Here is a 23298-nt window from a genome sequence, read left to right on the forward strand (position 1 = left end):
GTCGAGCCCGAGGGAAATGGCGGAGCGGGTGGGATTCGAACCCACGATACGGGGTTACCGTATACACACTTTCCAGGCGTGCGCCTTCGACCACTCGGCCACCGCTCCGCGCCAGTGCGAGCGCCTAGCCCAAGCGGCGCGCCCGTTCAAGCAAGGGTTGCGGGGGGCGGGCGGCTTTGCTTAGGCGAACATCATGACGCGAGCGTTCGGCACGGCGCCCTCGGGGGCGGAGATGGAGGAAATCGCGCGTGCGGCTTTTGCAAGGCTGCCCGCCGAATTCACCTGCCATCTCGGCGCTGTCGTCATGCTGGTCGAGGACTTCGCCGACGAGGAAACGCTTCGCCAGATGGCGATCGAGGATCCTTACGAGCTCACCGGCCTTTATGAAGGCCTGCCGATGACCGAGCGGTCGATCGACCATAGCGGCACGCTGCCCGACAAGGTGCGGCTGTTCCGCCTGCCGATCCTGCTCGAATGGATGGAGCGCGGCGACGAGACGCTGGAGCATCTCGTCGCCCATGTGCTGATCCACGAGATCGGGCATCATTTCGGTTTTTCCGACGAGGACATGCACGCGCTCGAGGACATGGTCTGATGGCGGGCGTGATCCCGCATTTGCGCTTCGAAAGCGTGACCTGCCGCCGCGGCGGGCGAACCCTGTTCGAGGATCTGAGCTTCGAGCTGGCGCCGGGCGAGGCGATGCTGCTGACGGGGCCCAATGGCGTTGGCAAATCCTCGCTGCTCAAGGTGGCCGCGGGGCTGCTGCCGCCTGCCGCGGGGCGGGTGGTGAGCCGCGAGCTGGCGTTGGCCGATGACCGGCTGGCGCTGGAGCGTGACCGCCCGCTCGGGCAGGCGCTGGACTTCTGGGCGGCGCTTGATGGCGGGACGGAACGGCTCGGCGCGGCGATGGAGGCCTTGGGCCTGTCGGCGTTGGCCGATGTGCCGGTGTCCTATCTGTCGACAGGGCAGAAGCGGCGCGCGGGGCTGGCGCGGGTGGCGGCCTCGGGGGCGAGCCTGTGGCTGCTCGACGAACCTGCCGACGGGCTCGATGCCGCGTCGAAGGAGCGACTGGCCGACCTTGTCGCGCGGCATCGCGCGCTGGGCGGGGCGGTGCTGGCGGCGAGCCACCAGCCGCTGGGCGAGGACTGGCGCAACCACGAGATGCGACCATGATGCGCGCGCTTGTCGGACGCGAATGGCGGCGCGCACTGGGCGGCGGCGCGGGGCTGCCGATCGCCTTCTTCCTGCTCGTCGCCACGCTGGTGCCCTTTGCTACCGGCCCCGATGCCGAGCTGCTGCACCGCGTCGGGCCGGGGATGGTGTGGATCGCCGCGTTGCTGGCCGCGCTGCTACCGGTCGACCGGCTGGTCGGCCCCGACCTTGCCGACGGGACGATCGACCAGCTGCGCCTTCGCGGTGCCTCGACCGAATGGATCGCGTTGTCGAAGCTCGCCGGTCACTGGCTGAGTTTCGGCCCGCCGCTGATCGTCGCGCTGCTGCCTGCGGCTGCATTGCTCGGGCTTGAAGAAGGCGAGGTGCCGCGGCTTGCCTTGACGCTGCTGATCGGCACGCCCGCGCTGGCGGGGCTGGGGCTGATGGCGGCGGCGCTGACCGCGGGGCTGTCGCGCGCAGGGGCCTTGGCGGGGTTGCTCGTCGTGCCGCTCGGCGTGCCGGTGCTGATCTTCGGGACGGGCGCGGCGCAGGGTGAGGCGGGGGCGATGGCGCTGCTGGGCGCCGTGTCGCTCTTGCTGACCGCGGCGAGCCCCTTCGTTGCCGGAATGGGGCTGCGCGAGGCCTAGTCGTTGACGTAGCGGGCGAAGATGGCGGTGGGCAGGACGAGCCCGCGCCGTTCCTCGCGCACGCCCATCTCGCCGAGCTCGACACGGCCGGGCAGGTGCGCGGCCTGCTGGCGCATCAGTTCGCCGATGGCGAGCGCGCTCATCCGCACGGCATAGACGGTCAGGATGCAGAAGCGGCTCTTGTCGTCGAGCAGGCTGATGCAGTCCTTCAAGAGCGGGGCGAGGCCGGTGTCGATGTCCCAGCGCTCGCCCTTGGGGCCGCGCCCGAACTTGGGCGGGTCGAGCATGATGCCGTCGTAGCGGCGTGTCCGCCGGACCTCGCGCGCGGCGAACTTGCCGGCGTCCTCGACCAGCCAGCGGATGGGGCGGTCGGCCATGTTCGACAGCGCCGCATTCTCGCGCGCGCCCTCGACCGATTTCTTCGAGGCATCGACATGGACGAGCTCGGCGCCCGTATCGCTCATCTGCAGCGTGCCGACGCCGGTGTAGCCGAACAGGTTGAGGGCGGTGCTGCCTTCGCCAAGGCGTTCCCGAGCGAAATCCCATTGCGGCGCCATGTCGGGGAAGAAGGCCAAGTGGCGGAAGGGGGTGAGGCTGGCATTGAAGGCGACATTGCCGCGCTTCAGTTGCCACTGGTCGGGGACGTCGCGGTAATGCTGCCAGCGGCCCTTGCCCTCGGCGTCGGAGGCGGGGACGAATTCGGCATGGGCGTCCCAGTCATGGTCGGCCGGCTCCCACATCGCCTGCGGCTCGGGACGGATCGTGCGGATGGGGCCGAAGCGCTCGAGCTTTCGGCCGTTGCCGCTGTCGATGAGCGCGTAATCGTCCCACGGCTCGGTCACGAGGGTGAGGAGGTCGGTCATTTTCCGGCGTCCTGCTTTTTCTTCTTGCGGGTAGCGAGGAGGAAGATGGTGGTGGCGATGGCGGCAAAGGCGAACCACTGGATCGCATAGGCAAGGTGGTTGTTGCGGATCGCGTCGAGCGAGGGCGGGGCGCTGGCGGCGAGCCCGCCGAGGCCGGTGTCCGACACGAGGCGGTAGCGATATTTTTCGTCGGGGCCGATCACCCCCTCCACCTGCCCGCCCTGCCAGTCGGTGCCTGCGGTCGGTTCCTGGCTCCAACCGGTCTCGACCGCCGCGCCCGGGCCCTCGGCGCCGAGGCGGCAGTCGGCGACATGGACATAGCCCGACCTGCCGTCGCGGTTGGCCCCTGCCTGGTGACGCCAGCCGGTGACCTCGAGGCAGGTGAGCGCGCTCTTGCGGTAGAGCGGGAGATCCTCGCCCGGCATCAGAGGATAGGCGATCGGCGGCTGGTCGGCAGCGGCCTCGTAGCGGGCGATGAGCGCCTCTTTTTCCTCGAGCCGGTCGAGTTGCCAGAAGCCGAGGCCGATCATGACCGCGACCGCGCCCGCGGTGATGATGCCGCCGATGAGGAGCTTGGTGCGGTTCATTCGGACAGGCGTCCTTCGCGCGCGTCGTTCTTCACCTCCTGGTAGAGCAGCGCGGCCTTGCCCACGCGCAGCCCCCAGATGGTGAGGGCGAGGAGGACCGGCACCCAGACGAGATGCACATACCAGGCCGGTTCAAGCGCCAGCTCGAGCCAGATGGCGGCGACGCCGATCACGGTGCCGAGGATGAGGATGAGGAAGGCGGCGGGACCATCGCCGACATTGAAGCTGCCGATGTCGAGCCCGCAGGCGGGGCAGTGGTCGGCGAAGGTCAGGAGGCCCTTGAACAGGGTCTTGGCGCCGCAGCGCGGGCAGCGGCCCCCGAGGCTGGCGTCGGCCAGCCCCGGGCGATCGCCACTAGTGATAGGTCGCGCCCCAGCCGCCCCACACGTAGATGGTGGCGAAGAGGAACAGCCAGACGACGTCGACGAAGTGCCAGTACCAGGCCGCCGCTTCGAAGCCGAAGTGGTGCTTGGGGGTGAAGTCGCCGCGCTTGGCGCGCAGGTAGCAGACGATCAGGAAGATCGTGCCGATGAGGACGTGCGCCCCGTGGAAGCCGGTCGCCATGTAGAAGGTCGAGCCGTAGATGTTGCCGCCATTCTCGGTCGAGAAGGCAAAGGGGGCGACGGCATATTCAAATGCCTGGATGCACGAGAAGACGACGCCGAGCGCGATGGTCGCGAGCAGGCCCTTCTTCAGGCCGTCGCGGTCACCGTGGATGAGGCTGTGGTGCGCCCAGGTCACGGTGGTGCCCGAGCACAGGAGGATCAGCGTGTTGAGCAACGGATAGCCGAAGGGGTTGAGGACTTCCTGCCCGGCAGGCGGCCATTCGCCGCCGACCGCGTCGACCGCGCTGGGGAAGAGCGAGGCGTCGAAATAGGCCCAGAACCACGCGACGAAGAACATCACTTCCGAGGCGATGAAAAGGATCATGCCATAGCGATGGTGCAGCTGGACGACGGGGGTGTGGTCGCCCGAATTGGCTTCCTTCACCACGTCGGCCCACCAGCTGTAGAAGGTGAACAGCACGCCGATGAGGCCGGCGCCGAAGACGAGGCCGCCATAGGCGTAGTCGTGCATCCACATGACGGCGCCGGCGAGCATGGTCATTGCCGAAATGGCGCCGACCAGCGGCCAGGCGCTGGGGGGAAGAATGTGATAGTCGTGGTTGACGGTGCCAGCCATGAAACAGGTCCTCTAGTTCAGCTTTGCGCGGGTCCTAGCCCGCCTCTCCTCATTTTTCCACCGGGAAAAACGTATAGGAGAGCGTGATCTCGTCGATGAAGTCGGTGTTGGGGTCCTCGGCGATCGCGGGATCGACGAAGAAGATGATCGGCATTTCCACCTTCTCGCCGGGTTTCAGCGTCTGTTCGGTGAAGCAGAAACATTCGATCTTGGAGAAATATTGCCCCGCCTGGAGCGGGGAGACGTTGAAGGTCGCGGTGCCCGTGACCTCGCGCGCGGTGAGGTTGGTCGCGGTGTAATTGACCACCGTGCGCGCGCCCGGCTGGATGCGCACGGTCTTGGCGGCCTCGACCTTCCACGGCAGCGCGCCGTTCACATTGGCATCGAAGCGCACGCCGATCTCGCCCGCCACCGCGCCGGGGGCCTCGACCGCCTGCTGGGTGGTGCCGCCGAAACCGGTGACCTGGCAGAAGATCCGGTAGAGCGGGACCGCGGCGAAGGCGACGCCGAGCATGAGAAGCGCGAACAGCGCGGCGCGAATCGCGATGCGATTGTTGTTCTTCGAGGCGAGCGCTTCGCTCACGAATAGAGCCCCATCTTGGCGATGGTGATGCCGAAGACGAGCGCCACGAAGGCGATGAGCAGGATCGCCATGATGCGCGCGCGTTCGCGCTGGCGGCGGCGATATTCGTTCTCGTCGAAAGGCGGGGGCGTGTCGGTCATCAGAAGAACATCCGGTCGATGGTGAGGATCGCGAAGAGCGCGAACAGGTAGAGGATCGAATAGCCGAAGAGCTTTTTCTCGGGGCCCATGTCGGCGGGATCCTCGGCCTTGTTCATGCCGACGCGGATCGCGAGGAAGAGGAAGATGGCGTTGAGGACGATCGAGGCAATACCGTAGACGGTCCCGGTCAGGCCGAGCGGCCAGGGGGCGAGCGCGGCGGCGACCATTGGCAGCGTGTAGATGACGATCTGGCGGCGGGTCGTCGCATTGCCCGCCACGACGGGGAGCATGGGGATGCCCGCCGCGTCGTAATCGGTCTTCACGAACAGGCTGAGCGCCCAGAAGTGCGGCGGCGTCCACAGGAAGATGATGAGGAACATCAGCACCGGCAGCAACGTGACATCGCCCGTCACCGCGGCCCAGCCGATGAGCGGCGGGAAGGCGCCGGCGGCGCCGCCGATGACGATATTCTGCGGGGTGCGGGGTTTCAGCCAGACGGTGTAGATCACCGCGTAGAAGAAGATCGAGAAGAGAAGGATCGCGGCGGCGAGATAGTTGGTCGCCAGCCCCATCAGCACGACCGAGAAGGCGCCGAGGCCGACGCCGAAATGGAGCGCCGAGCGCTTTTCCATCCGGCCCGCGGGGAGCGGACGCCCCCTGGTGCGCTTCATCTTGGCGTCGACATCGGCCTCGTACCACTGGTTGAGCGCGCCCGAGGCGCCGGCCGCGACCGCGATGCACAGGATCGCGGTGAAGCCGAGGACGAAGGGGATCGTCTCGGGCGCGGCGAGCAGGCCGCACAATGCGGTGAAGACGACAAGGCTCATCACCCGCGGCTTGGTCAGCGCGAACAGGTCGGCGGCGCTGGCGGGATAGCGCGGCATATCGGTGGCGGCATTCTGCATGGTCGGGCTGGCCTATAAGGCGTTGATTGCATGAATCAAAGAGGGACTTGGGGGAAGGGGGCGGTGGAGCTAGGATGGCGGCCATGACGAACCTGCCCCTCCTCCTCGCCGCCCTGCTCGCCACCCCGCTGCAGGAGACCGCGCCGCCGCCCGCCGATCCGTTGGCCGTGGCCGCGCCCGAGGCGGTACAGGTCGCCGAGGACCTCGTGCGGGTGGCGATCGACACCGACAAGGGGCGCATCCTGCTCGCCCTCGACCGCGGGCGCGCGCCGGTCACGACGGAGGCCTTTCTCGGCTATGTGGAGAAGGGTTTTCTCGAGCATGCGACCTTCTATCGCGCCATGCCTTATGCCGATGGCGGGATCGCGCAGTTCGGGGTGCGGCGCACCGACAAGCTGCTCGACCCGATCGCGCATGAATCGACCGCCGACACGGGGATCCTTCACGAGCGCGGGGTGATCTCGCTGATCGCGCCGCAGCCTGGGCAGGGGCGCAACGACTGGTTCATCACGCTGAACGAGATCCCCGCCTTCGACGCGAGCACGGATTTCCACGGCTTCACCCCCTTCGGCCGCGTGGTCGAGGGGATGGAGGTCGTCGAGGCGATCTTCGGCTCGCCCGTCGATCCGGAGGCGGGCGAGGGCCCGATGAAGGGGCAGATGCTGGTCGAGCCGGTCAAGGTGACCGGCGCGGAAAAGCTTTCCGACTAGCGCAGGAAGTTGACGTAGAGGCCGTGGATCAGGCCCGGCACGAAGAAGAGCAGCGTCAACACGAGGTTGATCCAGAAATCGCGGTCGAGCCCGTGCTTCAGCGCCACGCCCAGCGGCGGGATGAAGATGGTGGCGATGAGGATGAGAAGGTTGGCCATCAAATACTCCTGACAAAGGTGCGGGCCGCCCGAAGGGGACGGCCCTTTGCCTTGTCGAACCGATGATGGCGCGGCGGCGTTCCCGCCTCAGCTGCCGAGGTTGGTGAAGATGCCGACGGCAAGCTCGGCCCAGATGTAGAGAAAACCGAGCAGCGCGGCGATGATCGCGAGCGCACGGGTCGAGCCGCTGCGGATGCGGGCGACGATCAGCTCGACGGCAAGGCCGACGAGGCCGAGCAGCATGGCGAAGATGACAAAATCGCCGGGGCCCCAGCGGACCTCGTCGCTGAATTGCATGGCGACGGCAGGGGCGAGGAGGAGGGCGAGGGCGAGGCCCCAACCGAGCGGGCGGATGAGGCGGCTATCGAACGTAAGGGTCATGCGGAAAATCTCCTGTTGGACAGGCTTCCTGCCTAGCCCGCGGCCTCCTCGCCTGCATGAGCGGGAGGTGAGGATGTCGTGATTTCCGCAGCTTTGCGGTGGAGGCGCAGGAGGATGGCGGCGCTGATCGCGGCACCGTAGAGGAGGCCCTCGAAGGCCCCGACCGCGACCGGCAGCGCGCCCGCGCCCTCCGACAGCGCGCCGAATGCGCCGAGGTCGGTCGAGGCGCCGTGGAACTGGCGGGCGAGCGCGCCGAGGCTGGCCGCCATGAGCTTGCCGCCGGCGATGAGGATGAGCGCGCCCGCGAAGGCGCCCGCGAGGCCCGCGCCGAGGATGACGCGGCGGCGGGGGGCGTCCGTGCCCCCCGCCATCTGCGCGCCCGCGGCAATGGCGCCGCCGAGGATCAGTCCCTCGAGCCCCCCGGTGAAGTCGCGATGCTCGGTGCCGAGGAGGACGGAGAAGCTGCCCGAGGCCAAGAGGTGGAAGAGGTCGCCAATGATGAAGCCGCCGAGCCCCGCGCCTACCGCGCTAAACAGCCAGCGCCGCCCCGCGAGGCGGCTCGCTACCGCCATGCCCGTGCAGAGCGCAAAGGCGCCGAGCAGTGCGACGAGGGTGGTCAGCGTGGTCATGACGAGAAGGATCGGGAGCCACGCGTCGTTGGCGATGCCCGCGCTGAGGCCATAGACGAGCCCGCCGGCGAGCCCCGCCATGCCGCCGCCGAGCGTGCCCGCGAGGACGAGGTCGAACTGGCCGTGGGGACGGCTGGCAGGTGTCGAAGGCGCTGAAGTTTCGACGGGCGCGATGAAGCGATAGCCGCGGCCGCGCACGGTCTCGATATAGGCAGGCTCGGTAGCGCTGTCGCCGAGCGCCTTGCGGAGGTCCTTGATCGCCTGCGTGAGCGCCTCGTCACCGACGGTGACGCCGGGCCAGACCGCCTCGAACAGCGCGTCCTTGCCATGGAGGGTGGCGGGGTGGCGGACGAAATGGACGAGCAGGTCGAAGGTGCGCGGCTGGAGCGGCACCACGCTGCCGTCGTGCGTCAGCCGCGCCTCGTGCGGGGCGAGGAGATAGGGGCCGAACCCGTAGGTGGTCGCGTCGCTCATGCGGCCAAGCTGTAGCAGAGGCCGCGGCGCTGCAAAGACCGTCGCGACCGTTTCGCTATGGGAACAATAGGCGTCCCCAAGCGCTGGGCCTGCATTAATTCTCGCATCTGAAAACAAACTGTGATACAGATGTCATATTATGGCAACGCAAATGAAACATTCCGTCCGCGCATTCGATGATGATCTCACCACCCTTCGCGACCTGATCGTGGAGATGGGAGGCATGGCGCGTACCGCGCTCGACGGGGCGATCCACGCCTTGTCCAAGAACGACCGCGCGCTGGCCGAGAAGGTTATTGCGGGCGATGCGGCGATCGACGCGCTCGAGGCGCGGATCGACCAGTTCGCCATCCGCACCATCGCGCTGCGCGCGCCGATGGCGGACGATCTGCGCGACATCATCTCGGCGTTGAAGATCGCCAATGTGCTCGAGCGCGTCGCCGACTATGCCAAGAATATCGCGCGCCGCTCGCGCAAGGTGACCGACGAGGATGCCGAGCCGCTCAAGGGCCGGCTGGCCGAGCTGGCGCTCTTGTCGGGCAACCTTATCGACCAGGCGGTCAAGGCCTATGCCGACCGCGATGCGGATCTTGCCACCAAGACCTGCGAGGACGATGACGCGATCGACACGCTCTACGCGTCGATCTTCAAGGACACGGTCGGCTACATGCGCGGCCATGCCGACGAGGTCGACTGGGCGGCGCACGGCCTGTTCATCGCCAAGCATCTCGAGCGTATGGGCGACCAGGCCACCAATATCGCCGAGATCGTCTATTACATGGAAACGGGCGAATTGCTGCCCGACCGGCCCAAACAGGACGAGACGGCGGCGGATTAAATCCGCGCGCCGTCCCGGCTCCCTTCAGATTGTCGCCTGACTAGAAGGCGAATTGCGCGCGAGCGCCAACGACGTCGACGTCATAGTCGCGGTCGCCCGCGGCGCTGATCGCGGCGTCCTCATAGGCAATGTTCGCATAGTTCACGAGGAAGCGCATGTAGGCGTTGGGGCTCCACGACAGCGAGGCCATGATGGCGTCCTGCGTGCCGCCGACGATGCCATTGTCGCTGAGGTCGAGACGGTCGTAGCGGAGGTTACCCGAAAGGGCACCGAAGCCGCTCCAGCTGCCGTTCTTGACGGGGGCGACGCCCTTGAACTTGCCGCCCGAATAGCCGCGCTCGTAGCCGGGCGTGAACACATAGCCGATTTCTGCATAACCACCGAAGAAAGTGGGGTCCTCGCCGAAGATGACGTCGGGCTTCATCCAATGACCCTCGGCGGCGATGTGGAAGCGGTCGAACAAGGCGGCGGCCTCGAGCCCGTAGTTCAATTCGGTGTAGGTCGGCAGGCTGCCGGTGTTGAGGAAGCGCACGTCGGTGACGTGGAGCTGCGGACGCTGGCGATAGCGCACCGAGCGGCCGTCATTGTCGAGGTCGCGCCAGTGGAGCGAGCCGCCGAAGTGGAGCTGCGCATCGCCGACCGAGGGGCTGAACACCGCGCGGGTGTCGAAGCTGTAGCCCTGCTCGCCGTCATCGCCGAGGTCGGAGATGTTCGAGGAGAAGACACCGCCCCAGACGGTGAGGTCGCCGGCACCATATTCGGCCGACACGCCGAGGCGACGTTCGAAGCCGAAGGCGTCGGTGAAGGCGGCGCGCTCCATGAAGCTGATGTCGTTCGACGAGGTGATTTCCTCGAGGCCCTGGAAATTGTTGTGTTGGCCCAGCGTGAAGGTGGCATCGCCGGTCTCGTAGGTCACGAGCGCGTCGGTGAAGGCCACTTCGCTGTCGGCGAAGTCGAGCTCGAACTTGTAGCCGAAGTCGCCCGGCAGGTCGCCCGAGACACCGAGGCGCGCGCGGCGCACTTCGGTCGAATTGCCGAGGCCGTCCTCGTCGATCGCATCGGGGGCCCCGACGCCGCCCATGTCGAACTGGAGGCGGCCGCGCGGCTTGAGGGTGAAGCCGTCGGCCTTCTTGAAGGAGGAGATGGTGGGGGTCTTGGCCGCTTCTTCCTTGGCGACTTCGACCTCGGCCTGGACGGCGGTCGTGTCGGCCTGGGCAGCGGCGGCGACCGCGGTGGCTTCGGCGGCAGCGGCTTCGGCGGCGGTCAGGCGCGCGCGGAGCTCGGCGCTTTCGGCTTCGAGCGCTTCGAGGCGCTCGAGCATGGCCTGCGCCTCTTCGGTCGTGATGTCCTGCGCATGGGCCGGATTGGCGGCGAGCGCGATGCCGAGCGCCAGCGGCGCCGTGGTGATCAGTTTGGCCATGATGGCTCCCTCCCTCATGCCCCGCACGGGGACTTTGTGACTTTGCGATGGCCGTTCGACGACGAACGAGAAACCTTGATGGCTTCTCGGTTTCTGTTTGATGACGGTGCGCGGCGGTCACCGAAACGGGCGAGCAACGAGATCGTCAAATAGCGCGATGCGAGAGGCCACGCGGGGGCAGGGCGGCCTGTCCCCGTCCGTCCTGTCGCTGACGCGCAGGCTGGGCGCGGCCCGGCTTCTCTTCGACAAAAGAAAAAGCCGCCCCCGAAGGGACGGCTTTGTCTTTTGCTCGGAGCCTACGCTCAGTCGACGCGCGGGAGCGTTTCGAACTGGTGGTAGGGCGGCGGGCTCGACAGCGACCATTCGAGGGTGGTCGCGCCTTCGCCCCATTCGTTATCCGGAGCGGGCTTGCCCTTGGCGAGGCTCCAGAAGACATTGACGAAGAAGATCACCATCGAGGCGGCCATGATGAGATAGCCGATCGAGCTGACTTCGTTCCAGTAGCTGAAGGCTTCCGGATAGTCGGGGTAGCGACGCGGCATGCCGTCGAGGCCCAGGAAGTGCTGCGGGAAGAAGATCACGTTCACGCCGATGAACATGATGAAGAAGTGCAGCTTGCCGAGGAACTCGTTGTAGCGCTTGCCCGACATCTTGCCGAACCAGTAGTAGAAGCCCGCGAACAGCGCGAAGACCGCACCGAGCGACAGGACGTAGTGGAAGTGCGCCACGACGTAGTAGGTGTCGTGCATGTAGTTATCCACGCCGCCGTTGGCGAGCACGACACCGGTCACGCCACCCACGGTGAACAGGAAGATGAAGCCGATCGCCCAGAGCATCGGGGTCTGGAAGCTGATCGAGCCGCCCCACATGGTGGCGATCCACGAGAAGATCTTCACGCCGGTCGGGACCGCGATGATCATGGTCGCGGCGGTGAAGTACATCTTGGTGTTCACGTCGAGGCCGACGGTGAACATGTGGTGGGCCCAGACGACGAAGCCGACGACACCGATCGCGACCATGGCATAGGCCATGCCGAGATAGCCGAAGACGGGCTTGCGGCTGAAGGTGGCGATGATCTGGCTGACGATGCCGAAGGCCGGCAGGATCATGATGTACACTTCGGGGTGGCCGAAGAACCAGAACAGGTGCTGGTAGAGGATCGGGTCACCACCGCCGGCAGCGTCGAAGAAGGCGGTGCCGAAGTTGCGGTCGGTCAGCAGCATGGTGATCGCGCCGGCAAGGACCGGAAGCGCGAGCAGCAGCAGGAAGGCGGTGACCAGCACCGACCAGACGAACAGCGGCATCTTGTGCAGGGTCATGCCCGGCGCACGCATGTTGAAGATGGTGGTGATGAAGTTGATCGCGCCGAGGATCGAGGCGGCACCGGCAAGGTGCAGCGAGAAGATCGCGAAGTCGACGGCGGGGCCGGCCGACCCCGAGGTCGAGAGCGGCGCATAGACGGTCCAGCCGGTGCCGGCGCCGGTGCCCGTGCCGCCCGGCACGAAGGCCGAGGCGAGGAGCATGACGAAGGCGACCGCGGTCAGCCAGAAGCTGACATTGTTCATGCGCGGGAAGGCCATGTCGGGGGCACCGATCATGATCGGCACGAACCAGTTGCCGAAACCGCCGATGAGCGCGGGCATGACCATGAAGAAGACCATGATCAGGCCGTGCGCGGCGATCAGCACGTTCCAGTGGTGAAGCGCTTCGTTGAAGGTCGCCTCGGCGCCGGCGCCGAAGGGCCAGCCCATGGTGTTGAGATACTGGATGCCCGGCTCGGCGAGCTCCATGCGCATGATGCCCGAGAAGGCACCGCCGATGATGCCGGCGATGATCGCGAAGATCAGGTAGAGGGTGCCGATGTCCTTGTGGTTCGTGGACATGAACCAGCGGGCGAAGAAGCCCGGCTTGTGGTCGGCGTCATGCGCGTGGTCGTGCGTGTCGCCCTTGGGGGCGTCGAACGGCAGCGTGTCAGCAGTGGTAGCCATGGATATCGTCTCTCTTAGGCGTTCGTATTGGCAGCGGCGGCTTCGGCTTCTTCGGCCGCAGCCTCGTCACCGGCTTCGAGCGCGTCCGCGGCGCTCTCTTCGTCTTCGGCGGCGGTTTCCTCGCCCTCGCCCGGGAGCGTGCCACCCTTGGCGGCGACCCAGGCGTTGAACTGGTCTTCGGGGAGGACTTCGACGGCGATCGGCATGTAGGCGTGACGCGCACCGCACAGCTCCGAGCACTGGCCGAAGTAGAGGCCGGGCGTCTCGACGTTGACCCAGGTCTCGTTGATGCGGCCCGGCACGGTGTCGAGCTTCATCCAGAAAGCCGGGACGGCGAACGAGTGGATGACGTCGTTGGCGGTCATCAGGAACTTCACGTTCTTGCCGGCGGGGATGACGAGGCGCTCGTCGACGGCGAGCAGCGCGGGGCCGTCGGCGTCGGTACGGAAGCGCGAGCCTTCCTCGCGGTCGGGATCGTCTTCCTCGAGCAGCATGTTCGACACGATGCTGATGCCCATGTCGGGATATTCATATTCCCAATACCACTGGTTGCCGATCACCTTGACGGTGAGGTCGGCCGGCGGGGCGTCATACTGCTTCTTGATGAGGCCGATCGAGGGCACCGCGAGGACCAGCAGGATGAGCACCGGCACGACCGTCCAGATCACTTCGATCGCGGTATTGTGCGTGGTGCGGCTGGGCTCGGGGTTGGCGCTGCGGCGATAGCGGACCATCGCCCAGATCAGAAGGATGAGGACGAAGATGCAGATCGCCGTGATGATCGGCAGCAGCATGTTGTCGTGGAAGGCCGCGGCCTGGCGGCCGACCTCGGTCACCTGGTCCTGGATCCCCATGCGGCCGTCGGGGCCGGCATAGCCCTGCGTGGCGTCGAGGCCGACCCATTCGGGCGCGGCGGCTTCGGCCGGGGCACCGTCGAGGTCGGCTTGCGCCGCGACCTGGTCGCCGATCGGCGTCTCGATCGTGGCCGAAGCGGCGCTCGGCAGGAAAGTGAGGGCGGTGAGGGCGGCTAGCCAGCGTTTCCCGTTCATCGTCATCCTAGGCTTATCTGTTATGGGCGCGCGAGAAGGCGCGAACCTATCGCGAATTGCGGCCTCTATAGAGAGACGGCCCCGATAGCTCAAGGCCGCAAAAAGGGCCGGGGCGGGCGACTTTACGATAGCCCCCCCGAACCTTATGTGCAGAGCCGAACGCACAGAGGAAAAATCATGACCGAAGACGAGGTTCTGGCCGAATTCCGTAGCGCCGATGCGCTGCTGGAAGGACATTTCATCCTTTCCTCGGGCAAACGCAGTGCCGCCTACCTGCAATGCGCGCGCGTGCTGATGGAGCCGGCCCGCGCCGCGCGCCTCGCCGAAGCGCTGGCCGCGAAAATCCCCGCCGACGTGCGCGACTCCATCGATGCGGTCGTCTCGCCCGCGATGGGCGGGGTGATCATCGGCCATGAAATGGGCCGCGCGCTGGGCAAGCCCGCCATGTTTCTCGAGCGCCCCGAGGGTACCTTCCACCTGCGCCGAGGATTCGCACTGGAGAAAGGTGCCAAGGTGCTGATGGTCGAGGACGTGGTGACCACCGGCCTGTCGAGCCGCGAGGCGATCGAGGCGGTGGCCGAGGAAGGCGGCGAAGTGGTGGGCGAGGTCAGTCTCGTCGATCGCGGCGGCGGTGACAGCCTCGGCGTGCCTTATTGGGCGCTCGTGAAGCTCGACATCCCCGCTTACGATCCCGACGCACTGCCGCCCGAACTGGCCGCGATTCCCGCGATCAAGCCCGGCAGCCGCGCTTCGTGAGGGCGCTGGCCGCGCTCCTGCCGCTCGCGCTGGTCGCCTGCGCGCCGTCCGTCGCCGAGGTCGCGCCCGAGCCGGCACCGCCGCTGCTCGAGGAAGGCGCCGACCCGCTGACGGCGGTGATCGAGCAATATGGCTTCGAGGGCGAGGTCGCCCTGTCGCGTGGGCCGGCGGCGGACGACTATAGCTATCGCGGCGGTCCGGCGGAGGCCGTGTGGCCGTGGGCGTCGGTGACCAAGCAGGTCGTCGCCATCATCGTCATGCAGGAAGTGGAGGCGGGGCGCCTGTCGCTCGATGCGCCCGTGTCCGATTATGTCGACTGGGCGGGCGAGGGCCCTGCCGCGCCGAGCCTGCGGCAGCTCCTCCGGCACCAGTCGGGGCTTTTTGACCCCGAGGACCAGCCCGGATTCGACGGCGATACCGGCTTCCCGCTCGACCTCGATGACTGCATCGCCCGCCGCGGCGCGCCGGGCGGCGATTTCGATTACAGCAATTGCGACACGCTGCTCGTGGCCCGCGTGCTCGAGGCGGTGACGCAGCACGACCTTGGCGCGCTTTATCGCGAGCGCATCGGCATGCCGCTCGGCCTCACCTCCTCGGGCCTCGTCACCGCCACGACCCCGCTGGCGCCGAGCGCGGGCGGGACGACTGCCGAGCGGATCGCGGCCTATGGAGCGGCAGGGGCACTTGCCGGTCCCACGAGCGACCTGATCGCCATCGACGAAGGGCTGATGGCGGGGGCGCTACTCGGGGCGGATGCGCTGGCGACCTTGTGGCAGGGCGATCCGGCGGTCGGCTATTCGGCGCTCGGGCAATGGGAATTTACGGCCCCGCTCGCCGGCTGCGAGGCGCCGGTGCGGATCGTCGAGCGCCGCGGCGCCATCGGCAGCTACCAGGCGCGCAACTATATCCTGCCCGAACAGGGGCTCGCGCTGGTCGCCTTCACCGGCCTTGGCGAGGACATGTTCGGTTTCGGCGAGATCTGGACGGGCAGCGGCTTTTCGCACGACCTGTTGGCAGCGGCGGCGTGCGGCGCATGACCCCGACGAAACTTCGCCTCGGGGTCAATATCGACCATGTCGCGACCGTGCGGAACGCGCGCGGCGGCGATCACCCCGATCCGGTGCGTGCCGCCGAGATCGTCGCCAGCGTCGGCGGCGATGGCATTACCGCGCACCTGCGCGAGGACCGGCGGCATATCCGCGATGCCGACCTCCGGCGTATCCAGGAGGCGACCGACCTGCCGCTCAACCTCGAGATGGCGGCGACCGAGGAAATGCTCGAGATCGCGCTCCGGCACAGCCCGCACGCCGCCTGCATCGTGCCCGAGAAGCGCGAGGAGCGGACGACCGAGGGCGGGCTCGACGCCGACGGGCTGCACAACCAGCTCGCCCCCATCGTCACCCGGCTGTCGGACGCGGGCATTCGCGTGTCGCTCTTCATCGAGGCCGAGGAGCGCCAGCTCGATGCCGCGCTCCGGCTCGGCGCGCCGGTGGTGGAATTCCACACCGGCGAATATGCGCACGCCTTCCTCGACGGCGATTCGGAAAAGCTGGCGCGCGAATTGAAACGCATCGCCGACATGGCCGCGCTCGCCGCAAAGAACGGCATCGAGCCCCATGCCGGCCACGGCCTCACCTACGAGAATGTGCAGCCGATCGCCGCCATCCCGCAGATCGCCGAACTCAACATCGGCCATTATCTCGTTGGCGAAGCGATCTTCGTCGGGCTCGAGGCGGCGGTGTGGCGGATGCGCGAGTTGATGGACGAGGCGCGATGATGGCCACCGCCACGATCCGCAAATCTACCGCGCTCCGGCTCGTCATGCTTTTCGTGGCGGCACAGGCGCTGCTCTTCTGGGCGGCGGCGGCGTGGTTCGGCTTCCTGTTCCGCGTCGAATTCGGCTGGGTCGCCGCGGCCCTGATCGGCTTCTTCGCGCTGCAGATGGTTTCGGCAGGATGGTTCTTCCTGTCGGGCCGCCATGACCGAACCCCGAGCGCGGGCCACCTTGTCGCCCATGTGCTGATCGTCGTGCCGCCGACGATCGCGCTGGCACTGCATGTCGGGAGCTAGGCGATGATCATCGGGCTCGGCAGCGACCTGTGCAACATCGAGCGGATCACCAATTCGCTCGAGCGTTTCGGCGAACGTTTCGAGATGCGCGTCTTCACCGAGGTCGAGCGCGCCAAGGCCCGCCGTCGCCCCTTCACCATTGCCGGCACCTACGCCAAGCGCTTCGCCGCCAAGGAGGCTTTTTCCAAGGCGGTGGGCACGGGCTTCAAGCGCGGCGTCTACATGAAGGACATCGGGGTGGTGAACGCACCCTCGGGCGCGCCGACGCTGGCGCTGACCGGCGGGGCGCAGGCGCGGCTTGACGAACTCACCCCCGAGGGCCACCGCATCCACGTCCATGTGACCCTGACCGACGACCATCCCTGGGCGCAGGCCTTCGTCATCCTCGAAGCCAAGCCCCTCTGAAGAGTTTTTTCGTGAGCGACACCGAGACCCCCGCGCCCGAGACCCCCGCGACGCCGCCCGTCGAAACGGCGGGCAAGACGCCGGCGCGCAAGCCCCGCAACCTGCGCGAGACGGGCGCCTTCCTGTGGCGCGAGCTTAAAGGGTTGTTCTGGGTGATGCTGGCGGTGCTGGGCTTCCACAGCTTCATCGCCAAGCCCTTCTACATCCCGTCCGAATCGATGATGCCCGTGCTGCTCGAGGGCGACCGGCTGGTCGTCTCGAAATTCCCTTATGGCTACAGCCATGTCAGCCCGACCATTCCCAATCCGGCGGCGCTGACGCGGATGCTGATCCTGCGCGGGCCCGCCGAGCCGTGGAGCGTGACCCTGCCCGAAATGGAAGGGCGACTGTTCGGCAGCTATCCAACACGCGGCGATATCGTCATCGTCACCCCGCCGGGGCGCTCGGACGATTATATCAAGCGCGTGATCGGCCTGCCCGGCGACACCATCGCCATGACCGGCGGCCGCCTGGTGCTCAACGGCAAGCAGGTGACGTCCGAAAAACGCCCTGCCGCGCTCATCCCCGTCGATGCCAATGCGCCGTGTCACATCATGGACGGGACGCGGGTGAAGGGCGCCGACGGCGCGCTCTACTGCCGCCTGCCGATCGTGCGCGAGACGCTGCCGGGTGGCGTGAGCTACGACACGGTCGACCTCGGCTACCGCCGCTCGAGCGACGAGTTCGGGCCGATCACCGTGCCGGAAGGCCATGTCTTCCTGCTCGGCGACAATCGCGACAGCTCGGCCGACAGCCGCGTGCCGCTGGCGCAAGGGGGGCTGGGCGGCCCCGTGCCCGTCGAGCGGATCGGCGGGCGCGCCGAATTCATCACTTTCTCGCTCGATGGCAGCGCGACGCTCAACCCCGCGACCTGGTGGTCGAGCTTGCGTGACGGTCGAAGCTGGTCCAGCCTCAGGGGAACGACCGCGACCGGCATGGAGGACTGATGAGCCCGAGCCTTGAAGAGCAGACCGCAGGCCCGACGGAGATCGAGGACCCGCGGCTTCGCTTCGAGGTCAAGAAGGCGCTCATCTGGATCGGGCTCATCATGCTGGCGGCGGGCGTCGTGCTGCTCGCCGCGCCGCTTCTCCTCATCACCGGCGGGATGGTCTTTGCCGTGATGCTCGATGGTGGCACGCGGCTCCTCGGGCGCATCCTGCCGATCGCGCGCGGCTGGCGCCTGCTGATCGTCATCATGGCCTTCTTCGGCTTCATCGGCTGGACCGGCTGGTATGCCGGCACCTCCTTCTTCGAACAGTTCGCCACCCTGCGCGACACGGTCGCCGGGCAGATCGCGCGATTGTTCGATTGGGGGCAGCGGATCGGCGTCATCAACGAGCTGACGGTCGAGCGGGTGGAGACCACCCTGTTCGATTCGGTCGGGCGCGTGACCAGCATCCTCGGCACCGCGCTGGGCGCTATCACGGGGGCGATCCTGATGATCGTCATCGGCATCTTCGTGGCCGCCGAGCCGCGGCTCTACGACCGCGGGGTGGCGTGGATGTTGCCCACGCGCACGCGCCCGAAATTCTACGAGATCTCCGACCATGTCGGCTATGCGCTGCGGCGCCTCCTCGCGGGGCGACTTCTCGGGATGTTCATCGAGGGGGTATTCACCTTCATCATGCTGACGGTGGTGGCGCAGGCGATCGGTATCGGCACCTTCCCGCTCGCCGCGCTGCTGGCGCTGCTCACGGGCCTGCTCGCCTTCATCCCCAATGTCGGGGCCTTCGTGTCGGGGGTGCTGATGGTGGCGATGGGTTTCTCGCTGTCGAACGAGGCGGGCTTCTACGCCATCTTCGTCTATCTCTTCGTCCAGAATTTCGACGGCTATGTCGTCATCCCGATGATCGCCAAGAAGACGGTCGACCTCGCGCCCGCGCTGGTGCTGGCGATGCAGATCGTGATGGGCACCTTGTTCGGGATCCTCGGCCTCTTGCTCGCCGATCCGCTCATCGCGGCGATCAAGGCGGCGCTCGAGCAATATTCGAAGGTAACGCCGAACAAGTCGGCTGACCTTCCAGACAAAGAAGAACGCCCGGCCAGCTGAAGCTGACCGGGCGTCTCTTGTTTCCTGGCGTGGGCCGTCCGCTTATTCGGCGGGAGCGGCCTCCTCACCGGCTTCGGGCGGCAGCGGCTGGGGTGCCTGCTGCTGCATCATCAGCGCGGCGCCGCGGACCACATCGACAATCTCGATGTCGAAGTAGAGGTCCGCGCCGGCGGGAATGATGCTGCCCGGGGGCGGGTTGTCGCCATAGGCCAGCTCGGCGGGGATGCGCACCTTGTAGGAGCCACCGGGACGCATCGCCTGGAGCGCTTCGGAGAAACCGGCAACCGTCTGGGCCGGCAGCATGGGCACCGGACGACCGTCGCTCGTGTCGAACACGCGGCCGTCGGCAAGGCTGCCGGTATAGTTGACGAAGGCGCCGTCGACCACGTCGATGGTCTCGCCCTCACCCTCGACGAGGGTGCGGATCGATACGCCGCTCTCGGTCGTCTCGGCCTGGAGCGGACGGGTCGCGGCCCAGGCGACGGCAAAGCCGAGCACCATGAGCGCGACGATCGCGACCCAGAATTTGGCGACCGATCCCTTGGCGATCGGACGAAGCGGGACCTGCGTGACCGACATCAACCTTCCCCCTGCAAGAAGGTCCTAGCGACCGCCTTCGCGTTCCATGCGCTTGCGCTCGAGCTTGCGGGCGCGGCGAACGGCGGCAGCCTTTTCGCGGGCACGCTTTTCCGAGGGCTTCTCGTAATGACGGCGCAGCTTCATCTCGCGATACACGCCTTCACGCTGCAGCTTCTTCTTGAGCGCGCGCAGCGCCTGGTCGACGTTATTGTCGCGAACGATAATCTGCATAAAAAACCACCAGCTCCTTTAGTCCCGCCGGAGGGTTGGACAGGCGGGATTGTCCATAGAGAATCGGGCCGCGGACGCCCGAACGGGCCGCAGCGAGGTCGCGCCCTTAGCAACCTTGGGCCAGCTGTTCAACCGCCAGCACAGCTTTTCATCGCCTTGCCGACACCTTGGCTCGGGCTGCCGTTTAATATGGATAAGTTCCGACCGTCATCGGTGAACCGTTGCGGCGAAAGGACGAATGGAACCCCACCTCATGTCGCGTTAACTTTTTGATAGGTATAAGAAAAGACGTTGAGTGCATGGAGTGACACACGAGAGCGGGGAAGTTTGTAGTGACGGATCTGGGGCGGCGTACGCTTTTGAAAGGTGCAGTGGCGGGGGCAGCGGGTTTGGCGCTTCCGGGAGCCGCATTCGCGCAGCCGGTCCCGCGCATCGTCCGCCCCGGCCAGCAGGGTGCCATGTTCGTCGACCAGGCCGCGCCCGCAGGGATCAATCCCCTGCTGTTCGCCAAGGCCAAGGCGGCGCTCAATGCGCACCGCACCCGCATCCGCCATCACGACCGCATCGGCATCGTCGATTATTCGAAGCATAGCTCGGAGAAGCGCTTCCACATCGTCGACCTCGCCTCGGGGCAGGTCGAGAATTTCCTCGTCACGCACGGCAGCGGTTCGGACCGCAGCCACAATGGCTTCCTCGACCAGTTCTCGAACCGGCATGGCAGCCATGCCAGTTCGCAGGGCGCCTATGCGACGGCCAACCGCTATCACGGCAAATACGGCCTCTCGATGAAGCTCCAAGGCCTCGACTTCACCAATTCGAACGCCATGTCGCGCTACATCGTCATGCATTCGGCCGATTATGCCGAAGCGGGCATGGTGCGCCGCCACGGCAAGCTCGGGCGGAGCCAAGGTTGTTTCGCCTGTGGCAAGCGCGACCATTGGCAGGCGATGAACCTGCTCGGCGACGGGCGCCTCCTCTACGCCGACAAGCTGGCGTAGAGGCTTTCACTGGCGAGCATGGACAAGGGCGGGGCGTCTGGGCGACCCGCCTTTTTTTCGAGCGCGCCAAATTCAATGTTGCAGGCGGAGCAGTCGGCAGACAGGCTGGGCACCGCCGATCCTAATGCGTGCCAGGGGGACCTTCATGAAACGTCCGTTTCACCGCTCCATGGGAAAGATCTTTCTCTTCGAGATCGTCTTCCTGTTCACCGCGACCCTCGCGGCGCGCCATCTTGTCGGCAGGGCCGAGACCAGCGGGACGCTGCATGCCTGCGACACCGGTTGGGGAGAAAGGCTGCCCTATTTCCAGGATCACGTTGCCGCTTATTGTGCCGATGAAGCAGCGCGCCAGCTGATTGCCGCCTATTTCCTCTCAGGGCTGGCCGTCTACGTCCTGACGACCTTGTTGGCGATGACCAGCGCCAAGATCGCCAGCCATGATGGCGGCCCGCTTGTCGACGAGCGATTTATCAAACGTCCCTTGCTGGTGAAGCTGGGCTGCTGGGTTCTGTTCGTGGGCGGCGTTGGCCTCTGGCTGTACGGCGTGGACGGTGCCCGCGGCGACTATCAGGTCTTCGACAGCTCGACGGGCGAGTTTGTCGGCGCGCTGTTCGTGACCAGCCTGTGCCTGCCCTTCATGCAGTTCATGGCGACGCAGATCGGGCGCCGGGGCGGGACGGTCCGGAGAGCGATCGATACCGACCAGCGCGAGGTTCTTGGCACCCTGCTGGAGCGTGCGGTCAAGGAGCAAAAGCGCTAGAAAAGAAAAACCCTGCCGGTGAGGGCAGGGTTTTCCGGTTCAGTTCGTCCGGGTCGAGCCTAGTTGGCGCTGGCGACCTCTTCGCCAAGCGGGGCGAGGGGGTCGGCGGCCTGCTCGATCTCCTCGGCCCCGGGCATCGGCACCGTGCCGGCGTCATTGAGCGCCTGCAGCACCTGGCCGTCGCGGTCGTAGATGTCCTCATAGGCGAGGATCGAGCCGTCGCCCTTGGCCGCCACCGACATGTAGACGATGTAGACCGGGATCGGGTTGACGAATTTGGCGCCCGTATTCTCGCCCGAATTGACGACGTCGACCGTCTTTTGCGCCGACCAGTCGCCGCCGTCTTCCTCGAGCAGCATGGTGGCGAGGCCGAGGATGTTCTCGGTGCGGATGCAGCCGTGCGAATAGGCGCGCGCCTCGGTGTCGAACAGGCCGCGGGCGTTGGTGTCGTGCAGGTAGATGAGGTGCGGATTGTACATCACGAACTTCACCCGGCCGAGCGCATTGGTCGGCCCCGGCGGCTGGCGCCAGCGCACGACATTGCCGTCGGCGTCCTTGACCGCCTCGTAGCCGCCCTTGCCGCGGATCTCGGGTTCGATCGACTTGGGCACGTTCCAATAGGGGTTGAAGATGACCCCCGTCGCCTCGGCCATGAGCTGCGGCGTCGGTGTGCGCTTGGCACCCGCGACGGCGCGATGGCGCGACTTGGTCACGCCATCCTCGACCAGCGCGGCGGTATAGGCCGGCACGTTGACGATGATGTAGCGATCCCCGAGGTCGCGCGGCAGCCAGCGCCAGCGGTCGAGGTTCAGGCGGATGTCGGCGATCTTCTCCGCATCGGCCGCATCGCCCTTGGCACGCTCGGCTTCGAGCGCGTTGACCAGCGCCGCATATTGCGGGTGGGTGGGGGCCAGCTGGTCGAGCGAATTGGTGATCGAGGCCGAGGCGATGGCCTGCGCGGTATAGCCGCGCAGGCTGCCGTCTTCGGCGAAGTCGGTGTCCTTGATGTGCCAATCGACGCGGCCGTCCTGGCCGACATGGCCGAGCGCTAGGTCGCGCGCGAGTTTCTCGAAAAGTTCGGTCGCGGCGACCGACATGGCGTCATAGTCGCCGGCGGCGATCGCGGCATCCACCGCGGCGCGATCATAGTCGGCGGCATCGAGGCCGAGCGTGTCGATGGTGTCGATATAGCTCAGGAGCTCCTCGACATCGGCGACCTGCCAGAAGGGAATCTGTTCCACGGGTTCGACCGGCCACATCGGCGCGCCCAGCTCGCGCTCGGGCGAGGCGGGGAGGAGATGCTGGTCGGGCCCGGACTGCGCTTTGCCGGTCGCGGCGGGCGCGGTCTCGCCCGGCACCTCGGCGGCGGGCAGCTCGACCGGGTCGACCTGCGGCACGGCAGGCGGCGTCGGCGCGGCGTCCTGCGCGGCCAGCGAGGCGGGCAGGAGGATGGTGGCGGCAGCAAGCGAGCGAAGCGAACGGGTCATGGAAAATCCTGCAGGACCAAGGGATTGACGACACCCCACATGTCGTCTTCTGCCCCCCGGATAGCAAGGCTGGACAATATACAAGCTGAACGGCCAGCACCAGCGATTCGGCACGCGTCCGGACGCCCCGCGATCACGCCCGGTCGCGGCCGCGCGGCTCAAGCCTTCGAGAAACTTCCCCCTTTTGCGAATTTGTGACTATAAGGCGCGCGAATTG

The 23298-nt window shown here is 66.7% G+C and carries 30 protein-coding genes and 1 tRNA gene; 14 read left to right on the forward strand and 17 right to left on the reverse strand.

All coding sequences use genetic code 11. From position 1 onward, the window contains the following. Positions 1–17: 17 nt before the first annotated feature. Positions 18–108, reverse strand: a tRNA-Ser gene (locus NUW81_RS08650). 85 nt (positions 109–193) lie between these two features. On the opposite strand from NUW81_RS08650, the gene NUW81_RS08655 reads away from it, so the two are divergent. From NUW81_RS08655 to ccmB, 3 genes are read left to right on the forward strand one after another with little or no spacing between them, the layout of a single operon-like run. Continuing rightward, positions 194–595, forward strand: a complete 402-nt coding sequence (locus NUW81_RS08655; protein WP_245112428.1) for a metallopeptidase family protein — start codon at positions 194–196, stop codon at positions 593–595. After that, entirely contained in the window at positions 595–1173 is a 579-nt protein-coding gene (gene ccmA, locus NUW81_RS08660; RefSeq protein ID WP_245112429.1) for a heme ABC exporter ATP-binding protein CcmA, read from the forward strand. Before NUW81_RS08655 ends, ccmA begins: the two co-directional genes overlap by 1 nt. Further along, positions 1173–1799: a heme exporter protein CcmB gene (gene ccmB, locus NUW81_RS08665; protein ID WP_245113753.1), complete on the forward strand. Its 627-nt coding sequence runs from the start codon at positions 1173–1175 to the stop codon at positions 1797–1799. Before ccmA ends, ccmB begins: the two co-directional genes overlap by 1 nt. On the opposite strand, the gene NUW81_RS08670 is transcribed toward ccmB, so the two are convergent. The 7 genes from NUW81_RS08670 to NUW81_RS08700 are packed head-to-tail and all read right to left on the reverse strand — an operon-like array spanning position 1796 to position 6059. Further along, on the reverse strand, positions 1796–2662 hold the full coding sequence (locus tag NUW81_RS08670) for a class I SAM-dependent rRNA methyltransferase (RefSeq protein WP_245112431.1): 867 nt from the start codon (positions 2660–2662) through the stop codon (positions 1796–1798). The two genes, ccmB and NUW81_RS08670, sit on opposite strands and share 4 nt — an antisense overlap. Next, positions 2659–3249: an SURF1 family protein gene (locus tag NUW81_RS08675; RefSeq protein WP_245112433.1), complete on the reverse strand. Its 591-nt coding sequence runs from the start codon at positions 3247–3249 to the stop codon at positions 2659–2661. Before NUW81_RS08675 ends, NUW81_RS08670 begins: the two co-directional genes overlap by 4 nt. Next, a complete protein-coding gene (locus NUW81_RS08680) occupies positions 3246–3611 on the reverse strand; it encodes a DUF983 domain-containing protein (protein WP_245113757.1) in 366 nt (121 codons plus the stop codon). Before NUW81_RS08680 ends, NUW81_RS08675 begins: the two co-directional genes overlap by 4 nt. Then, positions 3604–4431, reverse strand: coding sequence for a cytochrome c oxidase subunit 3 (locus tag NUW81_RS08685; protein ID WP_245112435.1), 828 nt, complete (start codon positions 4429–4431; stop codon positions 3604–3606). The genes NUW81_RS08680 and NUW81_RS08685 overlap by 8 nt, the downstream gene beginning before the upstream one ends. Positions 4432–4480: 49 nt before the next feature. Further along, positions 4481–5014: a cytochrome c oxidase assembly protein gene (locus tag NUW81_RS08690; protein WP_260508490.1), complete on the reverse strand. Its 534-nt coding sequence runs from the start codon at positions 5012–5014 to the stop codon at positions 4481–4483. Beyond that, entirely contained in the window at positions 5011–5154 is a 144-nt protein-coding gene (locus NUW81_RS08695; RefSeq protein ID WP_245112437.1) for a cytochrome c oxidase system small membrane protein, read from the reverse strand. The genes NUW81_RS08690 and NUW81_RS08695 overlap by 4 nt, the downstream gene beginning before the upstream one ends. Continuing rightward, positions 5154–6059 carry a heme o synthase gene (locus tag NUW81_RS08700; RefSeq protein WP_245112439.1) on the reverse strand — a complete coding sequence of 302 codons (906 nt, stop codon included), beginning with the start codon at positions 6057–6059 and terminating at the stop codon, positions 5154–5156. Before NUW81_RS08700 ends, NUW81_RS08695 begins: the two co-directional genes overlap by 1 nt. Positions 6060–6142: 83 nt before the next feature. On the opposite strand from NUW81_RS08700, the gene NUW81_RS08705 reads away from it, so the two are divergent. After that, a complete protein-coding gene (locus NUW81_RS08705; protein ID WP_245112441.1) occupies positions 6143–6769 on the forward strand; it encodes a peptidylprolyl isomerase in 627 nt (208 codons plus the stop codon). On the opposite strand, the gene NUW81_RS08710 is transcribed toward NUW81_RS08705, so the two are convergent. The 3 genes from NUW81_RS08710 to NUW81_RS08720 form a co-directional block, all read right to left on the reverse strand. Then, positions 6766–6927 carry a YqaE/Pmp3 family membrane protein gene (locus NUW81_RS08710; protein WP_245112444.1) on the reverse strand — a complete coding sequence of 54 codons (162 nt, stop codon included), beginning with the start codon at positions 6925–6927 and terminating at the stop codon, positions 6766–6768. The genes NUW81_RS08705 and NUW81_RS08710 overlap by 4 nt on opposite strands. Before the next feature lie 87 nt (positions 6928–7014). Then, positions 7015–7308, reverse strand: coding sequence for a hypothetical protein (locus NUW81_RS08715; RefSeq protein WP_245112445.1), 294 nt, complete (start codon positions 7306–7308; stop codon positions 7015–7017). A 32-nt stretch (positions 7309–7340) separates the two neighbouring features. Then, complete coding sequence (locus NUW81_RS08720; protein WP_245112446.1) at positions 7341–8411, reverse strand: winged helix-turn-helix domain-containing protein; 1071 nt, start codon at positions 8409–8411, stop codon at positions 7341–7343. Between the two features lie 151 nt (positions 8412–8562). Here NUW81_RS08720 and phoU point away from each other — a divergent pair, with 151 nt between their 5' ends. Continuing rightward, positions 8563–9249: a phosphate signaling complex protein PhoU gene (gene phoU / locus NUW81_RS08725; RefSeq protein WP_245112447.1), complete on the forward strand. Its 687-nt coding sequence runs from the start codon at positions 8563–8565 to the stop codon at positions 9247–9249. A 40-nt stretch (positions 9250–9289) separates the two neighbouring features. Here the strand turns inward: phoU and NUW81_RS08730 are convergent, their stop codons facing one another. The 3 genes from NUW81_RS08730 to coxB all read right to left on the reverse strand — a co-directional run bounded on the left by NUW81_RS08730 (position 9290) and on the right by coxB (position 13706). Next, positions 9290–10669, reverse strand: a complete 1380-nt coding sequence (locus tag NUW81_RS08730) for an OprO/OprP family phosphate-selective porin (RefSeq protein ID WP_245112448.1) — start codon at positions 10667–10669, stop codon at positions 9290–9292. A 302-nt stretch (positions 10670–10971) separates the two neighbouring features. Beyond that, positions 10972–12657 (reverse strand): cytochrome c oxidase subunit I, encoded by a 1686-nt coding sequence (gene ctaD, locus NUW81_RS08735; protein ID WP_260508491.1) that lies wholly within the window; start codon positions 12655–12657, stop codon positions 10972–10974. A gap of 14 nt (positions 12658–12671) precedes the next feature. Next, on the reverse strand, positions 12672–13706 hold the full coding sequence (gene coxB / locus NUW81_RS08740; protein ID WP_245112450.1) for a cytochrome c oxidase subunit II: 1035 nt from the start codon (positions 13704–13706) through the stop codon (positions 12672–12674). Between the two features lie 177 nt (positions 13707–13883). On the opposite strand from coxB, the gene pyrE reads away from it, so the two are divergent. Genes pyrE through NUW81_RS08775 form a run of 7 tightly spaced genes read left to right on the forward strand, consistent with a single transcriptional unit; the run spans position 13884 to position 19026 of the window. Beyond that, on the forward strand, positions 13884–14462 hold the full coding sequence (pyrE, locus tag NUW81_RS08745) for an orotate phosphoribosyltransferase (protein WP_245112451.1): 579 nt from the start codon (positions 13884–13886) through the stop codon (positions 14460–14462). Next, positions 14459–15499 carry a serine hydrolase domain-containing protein gene (locus tag NUW81_RS08750; protein WP_245112452.1) on the forward strand — a complete coding sequence of 347 codons (1041 nt, stop codon included), beginning with the start codon at positions 14459–14461 and terminating at the stop codon, positions 15497–15499. The genes pyrE and NUW81_RS08750 overlap by 4 nt, the downstream gene beginning before the upstream one ends. After that, positions 15496–16239, forward strand: a complete 744-nt coding sequence (locus tag NUW81_RS08755) for a pyridoxine 5'-phosphate synthase (RefSeq protein ID WP_245112453.1) — start codon at positions 15496–15498, stop codon at positions 16237–16239. The genes NUW81_RS08750 and NUW81_RS08755 overlap by 4 nt, the downstream gene beginning before the upstream one ends. Then, positions 16236–16532, forward strand: coding sequence for a hypothetical protein (locus NUW81_RS08760; protein ID WP_245112454.1), 297 nt, complete (start codon positions 16236–16238; stop codon positions 16530–16532). Before NUW81_RS08755 ends, NUW81_RS08760 begins: the two co-directional genes overlap by 4 nt. 3 nt (positions 16533–16535) lie before the next feature. Next, positions 16536–16937: a holo-ACP synthase gene (gene acpS, locus NUW81_RS08765; protein WP_245112455.1), complete on the forward strand. Its 402-nt coding sequence runs from the start codon at positions 16536–16538 to the stop codon at positions 16935–16937. An 11-nt stretch (positions 16938–16948) separates the two neighbouring features. Beyond that, positions 16949–17923, forward strand: a complete 975-nt coding sequence (gene lepB, locus NUW81_RS08770; protein WP_376741944.1) for a signal peptidase I — start codon at positions 16949–16951, stop codon at positions 17921–17923. Continuing rightward, positions 17923–19026 carry an AI-2E family transporter gene (locus NUW81_RS08775; protein WP_245112456.1) on the forward strand — a complete coding sequence of 368 codons (1104 nt, stop codon included), beginning with the start codon at positions 17923–17925 and terminating at the stop codon, positions 19024–19026. Before lepB ends, NUW81_RS08775 begins: the two co-directional genes overlap by 1 nt. Before the next feature lie 42 nt (positions 19027–19068). Here the strand turns inward: NUW81_RS08775 and NUW81_RS08780 are convergent, their stop codons facing one another. Continuing rightward, on the reverse strand, positions 19069–19605 hold the full coding sequence (locus NUW81_RS08780; protein WP_245112458.1) for an FKBP-type peptidyl-prolyl cis-trans isomerase: 537 nt from the start codon (positions 19603–19605) through the stop codon (positions 19069–19071). Positions 19606–19629: 24 nt separating this feature from the next. Further along, on the reverse strand, positions 19630–19836 hold the full coding sequence (rpsU, locus tag NUW81_RS08785; RefSeq protein ID WP_245112460.1) for a 30S ribosomal protein S21: 207 nt from the start codon (positions 19834–19836) through the stop codon (positions 19630–19632). Between the two features lie 389 nt (positions 19837–20225). Between rpsU and NUW81_RS08790 the strand changes: the two genes are divergently transcribed. Together NUW81_RS08790 and NUW81_RS08795 are read left to right on the forward strand one after the other, a co-directional pair. After that, positions 20226–20834 carry a murein L,D-transpeptidase catalytic domain family protein gene (locus tag NUW81_RS08790; protein WP_245112462.1) on the forward strand — a complete coding sequence of 203 codons (609 nt, stop codon included), beginning with the start codon at positions 20226–20228 and terminating at the stop codon, positions 20832–20834. 145 nt (positions 20835–20979) lie between these two features. Next, positions 20980–21594 carry a hypothetical protein gene (locus tag NUW81_RS08795; RefSeq protein WP_245112463.1) on the forward strand — a complete coding sequence of 205 codons (615 nt, stop codon included), beginning with the start codon at positions 20980–20982 and terminating at the stop codon, positions 21592–21594. A 59-nt stretch (positions 21595–21653) separates the two neighbouring features. On the opposite strand, the gene NUW81_RS08800 is transcribed toward NUW81_RS08795, so the two are convergent. Beyond that, a complete protein-coding gene (locus tag NUW81_RS08800; protein ID WP_245112464.1) occupies positions 21654–23081 on the reverse strand; it encodes a L,D-transpeptidase family protein in 1428 nt (475 codons plus the stop codon). Positions 23082–23298 lie beyond the last annotated feature (217 nt).

This window comes from Sphingomicrobium aestuariivivum, assembly GCF_024721585.1.
Taxonomy (GTDB): domain Bacteria; phylum Pseudomonadota; class Alphaproteobacteria; order Sphingomonadales; family Sphingomonadaceae; genus Sphingomicrobium; species Sphingomicrobium aestuariivivum.

Bases quoted from the DNA above. Each gene is read 5' to 3' on its own strand.
- NUW81_RS08655 (WP_245112428.1), top strand. From the start codon at position 194: ATGACGCGAGCGTTCGGCACGGCGCCCTCGGGGGCGGAGATGGAGGAA.
- ccmA (WP_245112429.1), top strand. From the start codon at position 595: ATGGCGGGCGTGATCCCGCATTTGCGCTTCGAAAGCGTGACCTGCCGC.
- ccmB (WP_245113753.1), top strand. From the start codon at position 1,173: ATGCGCGCGCTTGTCGGACGCGAATGGCGGCGCGCACTGGGCGGCGGC.
- NUW81_RS08670 (WP_245112431.1), bottom strand. From the start codon at position 2,662: ATGACCGACCTCCTCACCCTCGTGACCGAGCCGTGGGACGATTACGCG.
- NUW81_RS08675 (WP_245112433.1), bottom strand. From the start codon at position 3,249: ATGAACCGCACCAAGCTCCTCATCGGCGGCATCATCACCGCGGGCGCG.
- NUW81_RS08685 (WP_245112435.1), bottom strand. From the start codon at position 4,431: ATGGCTGGCACCGTCAACCACGACTATCACATTCTTCCCCCCAGCGCC.
- NUW81_RS08695 (WP_245112437.1), bottom strand. From the start codon at position 5,154: ATGACCGACACGCCCCCGCCTTTCGACGAGAACGAATATCGCCGCCGC.
- NUW81_RS08700 (WP_245112439.1), bottom strand. From the start codon at position 6,059: ATGCAGAATGCCGCCACCGATATGCCGCGCTATCCCGCCAGCGCCGCC.
- NUW81_RS08705 (WP_245112441.1), top strand. From the start codon at position 6,143: ATGACGAACCTGCCCCTCCTCCTCGCCGCCCTGCTCGCCACCCCGCTG.
- NUW81_RS08710 (WP_245112444.1), bottom strand. From the start codon at position 6,927: ATGGCCAACCTTCTCATCCTCATCGCCACCATCTTCATCCCGCCGCTG.
- NUW81_RS08715 (WP_245112445.1), bottom strand. From the start codon at position 7,308: ATGACCCTTACGTTCGATAGCCGCCTCATCCGCCCGCTCGGTTGGGGC.
- NUW81_RS08720 (WP_245112446.1), bottom strand. From the start codon at position 8,411: ATGAGCGACGCGACCACCTACGGGTTCGGCCCCTATCTCCTCGCCCCG.
- phoU (WP_245112447.1), top strand. From the start codon at position 8,563: ATGAAACATTCCGTCCGCGCATTCGATGATGATCTCACCACCCTTCGC.
- NUW81_RS08730 (WP_245112448.1), bottom strand. From the start codon at position 10,669: ATGGCCAAACTGATCACCACGGCGCCGCTGGCGCTCGGCATCGCGCTC.
- ctaD (WP_260508491.1), bottom strand. From the start codon at position 12,657: ATGGCTACCACTGCTGACACGCTGCCGTTCGACGCCCCCAAGGGCGAC.
- coxB (WP_245112450.1), bottom strand. From the start codon at position 13,706: ATGAACGGGAAACGCTGGCTAGCCGCCCTCACCGCCCTCACTTTCCTG.
- pyrE (WP_245112451.1), top strand. From the start codon at position 13,884: ATGACCGAAGACGAGGTTCTGGCCGAATTCCGTAGCGCCGATGCGCTG.
- NUW81_RS08755 (WP_245112453.1), top strand. From the start codon at position 15,496: ATGACCCCGACGAAACTTCGCCTCGGGGTCAATATCGACCATGTCGCG.
- NUW81_RS08760 (WP_245112454.1), top strand. From the start codon at position 16,236: ATGATGGCCACCGCCACGATCCGCAAATCTACCGCGCTCCGGCTCGTC.
- acpS (WP_245112455.1), top strand. From the start codon at position 16,536: ATGATCATCGGGCTCGGCAGCGACCTGTGCAACATCGAGCGGATCACC.
- NUW81_RS08775 (WP_245112456.1), top strand. From the start codon at position 17,923: ATGAGCCCGAGCCTTGAAGAGCAGACCGCAGGCCCGACGGAGATCGAG.
- NUW81_RS08780 (WP_245112458.1), bottom strand. From the start codon at position 19,605: ATGTCGGTCACGCAGGTCCCGCTTCGTCCGATCGCCAAGGGATCGGTC.
- rpsU (WP_245112460.1), bottom strand. From the start codon at position 19,836: ATGCAGATTATCGTTCGCGACAATAACGTCGACCAGGCGCTGCGCGCG.
- NUW81_RS08795 (WP_245112463.1), top strand. From the start codon at position 20,980: ATGAAACGTCCGTTTCACCGCTCCATGGGAAAGATCTTTCTCTTCGAG.
- NUW81_RS08800 (WP_245112464.1), bottom strand. From the start codon at position 23,081: ATGACCCGTTCGCTTCGCTCGCTTGCTGCCGCCACCATCCTCCTGCCC.